At 72.4% G+C, this 1007-nt stretch carries 2 protein-coding genes; one reads left to right on the top strand and one right to left on the bottom strand.

What is annotated here, in order from left to right:
- The coding region (locus ABZ885_RS42040; protein ID WP_360200592.1) for an MFS transporter at positions 1-293 on the bottom strand (293 nt) is incomplete at its 3' end.
- Positions 294-416: 123 nt separating this feature from the next.
- On the opposite strand from ABZ885_RS42040, the gene ABZ885_RS42035 reads away from it, so the two are divergent.
- Positions 417-1007 (top strand): TetR/AcrR family transcriptional regulator (locus ABZ885_RS42035; RefSeq protein ID WP_360200590.1); only part of this gene is annotated, 591 nt, incomplete at its 3' end.

Raw genomic sequence — 1007 nt, 5'->3', positions numbered from 1 at the left:
AGGAAGCCCGCCACCGCGAGCAGCGGCACCGACACCGCGTGCACGCCGATCGCGAGGGTGAGCAGGGCGACCAGCACCGCACGCGAGGCGTCCATCGCGATGAGCAGGCGGCGCCGGTCGACCCGGTCGGCGAGCGCGCCGGCGGGGAGGCTCAGCAGCAGCCAGGGCAGTTGTTCGGCGGTGGTGACCAGGGCGACGTCGCGCGGGTCGCCGGAGATGCGGGCGGCGAGCAGCGGGAGCGCGACGAAGCGCATGCCGTCACCGAGGCCGGTGACGGTGACCGAGGTCCACAACAGGCGGAACCTCCGTCCCAGCGGCGGCTGGGACCTACCCCCCGTGAATAACATGAACGCGACTCTGGTTCAGGTTTGACGGGATGTCAAGATGGACCGCGCACCCCGCGATGAAGGAGACCGATGCCCGACACCGTCCACCCCTCCGCCGACACGCCGACCGTGCCCGGCGCACTTTTCGGCGCCCTGCCCGGCGCGCTGCGCGCACCGCAGCAGCAGCGCAGCCGGGAGAAGGTCACGCGGATCCTCGCGGCGACCGCCCGGCTGCTGGAGGAGCGGCCCTACGACGAGGTCGGCACCAAGCTGATCGCCGCCGAGGCCAGGGTCTCGGTCGGCGTCCTGTACCGCTTCTTCCCGGACAAGCACGCCATCGTGACCGCCCTGGTCGTGGAGTGGCTGGACCGGTTCGTCGGCATCGCCCGGCAGGCCCTGGCACCGCCCCTGCCCGCCGATCCGCGCGAGCTGGTCGCCCGGGTGCTCCGCGAGGAGGCGGACTTCCGCCGGGAGCAGCCCGGCTTCCGCCGGCTCTGGTACGACGGGCCACCGCTGCCGCGCCTGCGCGAGTACGACGAGGCGACGGACCTCGCGGTCGCCGAGCTGATCCGGAAGGTCCTGGTCGGCGCAGGAACGCCTCGACGACGGTTGGTCCGACCTCGATGTCTGCCTCGTAGCGCTCCTGCTGCACCTTTCGGGTTTGGGGGTTGTAGCGCCGGT

The organism is Kitasatospora sp. NPDC047058 (assembly GCF_040643935.1).
In the GTDB taxonomy this organism is placed as follows: Bacteria; Actinomycetota; Actinomycetes; order Streptomycetales; family Streptomycetaceae; genus Kitasatospora.
Note: the sequence above shows the minus strand (reverse complement) of the source record. Positions and strands in the feature narration are given on the sequence as shown.